5 protein-coding genes are annotated in these 3,746 nt (G+C 68.4%); 1 reads left to right on the top strand and 4 read right to left on the bottom strand.

Annotated elements, in window-relative coordinates; translation table 11 throughout:
* Window positions 1–95 precede the first annotated feature (95 nt).
* The 4 genes from AOK24_RS48860 to tgmA are packed head-to-tail and all read right to left on the bottom strand — an operon-like array spanning window position 96 to window position 2,627.
* Complete coding sequence (locus AOK24_RS48860; protein WP_159052093.1) at window positions 96–248, bottom strand: hypothetical protein; 153 nt, start codon at window positions 246–248, stop codon at window positions 96–98.
* A gap of 42 nt (window positions 249–290) precedes the next feature.
* Window positions 291–1,394, bottom strand: coding sequence for an ATP-grasp peptide maturase system methyltransferase (gene tgmC / locus AOK24_RS35185; protein WP_055724035.1), 1,104 nt, complete (start codon window positions 1,392–1,394; stop codon window positions 291–293).
* Complete coding sequence (gene tgmB / locus AOK24_RS35180; RefSeq protein WP_055724034.1) at window positions 1,387–2,343, bottom strand: ATP-grasp ribosomal peptide maturase; 957 nt, start codon at window positions 2,341–2,343, stop codon at window positions 1,387–1,389. The genes tgmC and tgmB overlap by 8 nt, the downstream gene beginning before the upstream one ends.
* An 11-nt stretch (window positions 2,344–2,354) precedes the next feature.
* Complete coding sequence (gene tgmA, locus AOK24_RS35175; RefSeq protein WP_079057154.1) at window positions 2,355–2,627, bottom strand: putative ATP-grasp-modified RiPP; 273 nt, start codon at window positions 2,625–2,627, stop codon at window positions 2,355–2,357.
* A 122-nt stretch (window positions 2,628–2,749) separates the two neighbouring features.
* On the opposite strand from tgmA, the gene AOK24_RS35170 reads away from it, so the two are divergent.
* Window positions 2,750–3,601, top strand: coding sequence for a helix-turn-helix domain-containing protein (locus AOK24_RS35170; protein WP_055724032.1), 852 nt, complete (start codon window positions 2,750–2,752; stop codon window positions 3,599–3,601).
* Window positions 3,602–3,746 lie beyond the last annotated feature (145 nt).

Genomic DNA, 3,746 nt, shown 5'->3' with positions numbered 1-3,746 from the left:
ACAAGGGCACGTGGGGCTGGGCGGCGTGGGACTACTTCAGGGACTGACGACGAAGTGACGACCGAAAGGGCCGGGACCCATCTCCCGGCCTTCCCTCATTTCACCGCTTCCCAGAGCCGGTCGGCAGCGGTCCCGACCACCAGCACGGCCACAGCCGCGACGTACCAGGGCAGGCCGAGGGCCGCGCAGGGCGCGATCGCCGCGACAAGCGCGATCAGGTTCAGCCACCAGGGCGTACGTACGGGCATCGAAGGTCGTCCCACAGGTTCTCCGGCCCGGTAGTCTGGGTTTCACCAGGTCAGACGCTGGCCGTCCGGCCCGACACGCAACGACATCCGGTCGGCGGGCGGGCATCCGTCCGTCCTCCACTGTGTGACGCGCTCGGTGATCTGGTCCCACAAGTGTGCCGGACCGCCCTGGCGCACGGTCCATTGCCCGTCCACCTGGAAAACCACCGCCCATGCCCCGTCCCGCACATCGATCACGATGTGTTCCGTCCGCGCGTTCCGGTCCAGAGTGAACCGCTGTGCGCGCGGTGCGGCGAACTGCGCGACGAAGCGGGCCGTCCAGTCGTCCAGCACGTTCGCGCCCAGTTCTGCGGGTACGGCGTCGCCCTCGTCGAGGTTCGGCAGAATGCCCGGCGGAGGCGGGAGGTGGGGGCGGGCCAGCATGAACGAGACCTGTCCGCCGAGTACGGGTCCGCTCGCCGTGCCGTCGTCGGCGACGGTGAGCCGGACAAGTTCGGATGCCTGCATCCAGCCACCGACGGTGACCAGGATCTCGCCGCCGGGCCGGACCCGGGTGAGCCAGTCGGCCGGCACGGTGTGCACGCCGCATGTGGCGATCACCCTGTCGTACGGGCCTCCTTCCCAGTGACCCGCAAGCCCGTCGCCGACGATACGGACCGGCCAGTACCCGGCTCCCGCGAGTGCCGTTCCCGCACGTGCGGACACCTCCGCGTCGACTTCGACCGTGGTCACACCGTCCTCACCGACGACATGACAGAGCAGCGCGGTCGAGTAGCCCGTTCCCGTACCGATCTCCAGGACTCGCATCCCCTCGGTCACCCGTAGCTCTTCGAGCATCCGCACGACGAGACTCGGCAGTGTGGACGACGACGAGGGGACCCCCGCGATGCGTCCTTCGACCTGGTCGGGAAAGACGGCTCCAGCCACCTGGGTCACCAGGGTGTCGTCCTCGTAGACCCTCGTGAGTCGCTCGGCCGAATGCCCGGACACCGGCCGGTACCAGCCGCCTCCCTCGTACTCGAACCAGCCGTGCGAGAGGAACGCTTCGCGGGGCACGGACAGGACTGCCGCCTCCCACTCCGGACCGTGCAGGGCACCGGACTCGATCAGGCGCCGCGCCAGGTCGGCTCGTAGGGCCTCAGACACGTCGGACTCCGTTCTCCAGCAGATCCGCGATCGCTTCCGTGATCGGCAGTCCGGCCGCGTCTTCGAGCCATGCCCACTGGCCATTGGGGTTGCACTCCAGGAACCACCAGGTTCCGTCCCCGGTCACGGCGAAGTCGAAGGCACCGAAGTTCAGCCCGAACTCGTCGAGGAACCGCATCATCGCCCCCCGCACCTCTTCCGGGCAGGTCACCGGCTCGTAGGCCAGACTCCGGTACTCCGCCCGCCAGTCCACGACTCCGGGCGGCGCCGTGATCCGGGCACTGAGCACCTGTTCCCCGACGACCACCGCGCGCACGTCCGCCACCTTGGGCACCCGGGCTTGGAACAGATGCGCGCTGTGGCCGACCGCTCCGTCGATCTCATCCACCTCGACCGGAGCGGCCCAGATCCCCGCCGGCTCGCCCTCGATCTCGTACACGCCCGCGTGCAGCGGCTTGTAGATCGTCGGCCGCTCGGCACAGAACTCCTTCGCTGTCGCCGGGTCGTTCGTGATCAGAGTGGCCGGAACGAAGAGCCCCTCGCGGGCCGCCGCGACCAGTTGCGCGGGCTTGTACTCAGCCCGCGCGATGGCCTGAGGGTGACTCAGGTACAGGCACCCCGGCAGCGCGCCCAGCACACCTCCCAGACCACGCCGGTTCTCCTGCGCCGCGAACCGGTGCGCCTGTCCCTCCGCGTCCGTCGGGTAAGGGTTTGGACGGCGGTGGTACAAGGCGCGTACGGAGGACAGGTCGGCCGTCCGATCCCCGACCGCCAGCCGTCCGTTCCACCCGCTCCCCCCGGCACGAGCGGCGAGAACCACCGCCGCCGGGAAGTCCTCCCCCGGATCGAACCGGAGCACAGGGACTCTGCGCCGGTTCAACTCGGTGACGACCAGATCAGCCGTCGCATCCTCATCCCGCGTACAGACCAGCACCGAACGACCGTCCACAGCACCGCTCCCTAGTCCTGCGTCGCGTCATGCCCGGAGTCGGAATCCACCTTGCCGTCCTTGCCCACCTGCGTGGGCGGATAGGTGTTCACCGACGTGCCGTGCTTGCCGAGTTCGGCCGGCATCATCACCCCGTCCTCGCCGATCCAGCGGCCGGTCTGGGTGACGGGGTCGATACCCGCGTACCGCCAGGGCGAAGGCGACCCGTTGCGCAACGGGGTCATACGACGCAGGCCCCACGGCAGCACCGTCCTGGCCAGAAGCCGGCCGGAGCGAACGGACATGGCGCACTCCCTTCCTCGTACGCTCACTATCGGGTGAAGACCGGAGCCGACCCGATCCCCGCTCGGTAATCTCACGATGGGATGGCTTTCGATCCTTCTCGCGATACCGGGGGAACCGCTCCATGACGACACTGCTCGGGCCGATCCGGTTACCGGACTGGGCTTGGGAACGCGCCGAAGTCCGACAGGCTCTGCGTGCCCGCGACATGAGGGCGGTCTTCCGATACGTCCAGCAGTACTCGGGAGTGAGCCAGACCAGGATCGGGGTCGCCACAGGCATGACGCAGGCCCGCGTCAACGAGATCATCAACGGTCGTCGGGAGGTGTCCCGGCTCGATGTGTACGAACGGATCGCGGACGGTCTGGGTATGCCCGACGACGCCCGGCACCTCCTCGGTCTCGCGGCAGCCCGCGAACAGCGCTCCGGCGGAGCCCCGTTCGACCTCGCGGCTTTTCCCGAAGTAGTGCGCGTGTACTCCGCGCAGCACGCCGCGGCGGACGAGATTCGACAACAAGTGCGTGATACACGCGAGTTGGATGTGCTCGCGGTGCGAGGTCTCGGCCTCATCGGCCTCAACGACAGCCTTCTACGGTCCTGCCTGCCGAGGGAGCGGGGCAGCCACGGCCTACGGGTCAGGGTCGCTCTCCTGGATCCCGACAGTGCCGCTCTGGACCAGCGAGCCACTGAGATCGGGGAGTCTCCGCAGTCGCTCGCAGGCGGGGTGCGGCTCACGGAGACCCGGCTACGGGAACTTGCCGGAACCTGCGACATCAGAGTGTGGAGATACCGGATGCTGCCCACGTGGCGGATCATCCGCACGGACTCGACCATGTTCGTCGGCGCCTTCGACGTGGGTTGGGAGGGCCACGAGTCGGCGACCTACAAAATCATGGCAACACCCCACGGCCCGTTGTTCCGAGGCTTCACGAGGATGTTCGACGCCATCGTCGCCGACGCGCTGCGCACGGTGTGATCAGGAGAGAGGAGTGGCGGAATGCCGGTCGAGGCGGAGTTGAAGGCTCAGGTTCGGAGGCCAGGGGAGGTACGGCGGTTGCTCGACGGGCGGGCCGAGGCTCGGGAGGAGGTGTATCGGGACACGTACTACGACCGGGTGGGCG

Source organism: Streptomyces niveiscabiei, from assembly GCF_001419795.1.
Classification (GTDB): Bacteria; Actinomycetota; Actinomycetes; order Streptomycetales; family Streptomycetaceae; genus Streptomyces; species Streptomyces niveiscabiei.
This window is presented reverse-complemented; position numbering and strand designations above follow the sequence as displayed.

Excerpts from the sequence above, each read along its gene's own strand:
- AOK24_RS48860 (WP_159052093.1), bottom strand. The coding sequence starts at position 248 with ATGCCCGTACGTACGCCCTGGTGGCTGAACCTGATCGCGCTTGTCGCG.
- tgmA (WP_079057154.1), bottom strand. The coding sequence starts at position 2,627 with ATGTCCGTTCGCTCCGGCCGGCTTCTGGCCAGGACGGTGCTGCCGTGG.
- AOK24_RS35170 (WP_055724032.1), top strand. The coding sequence starts at position 2,750 with ATGACGACACTGCTCGGGCCGATCCGGTTACCGGACTGGGCTTGGGAA.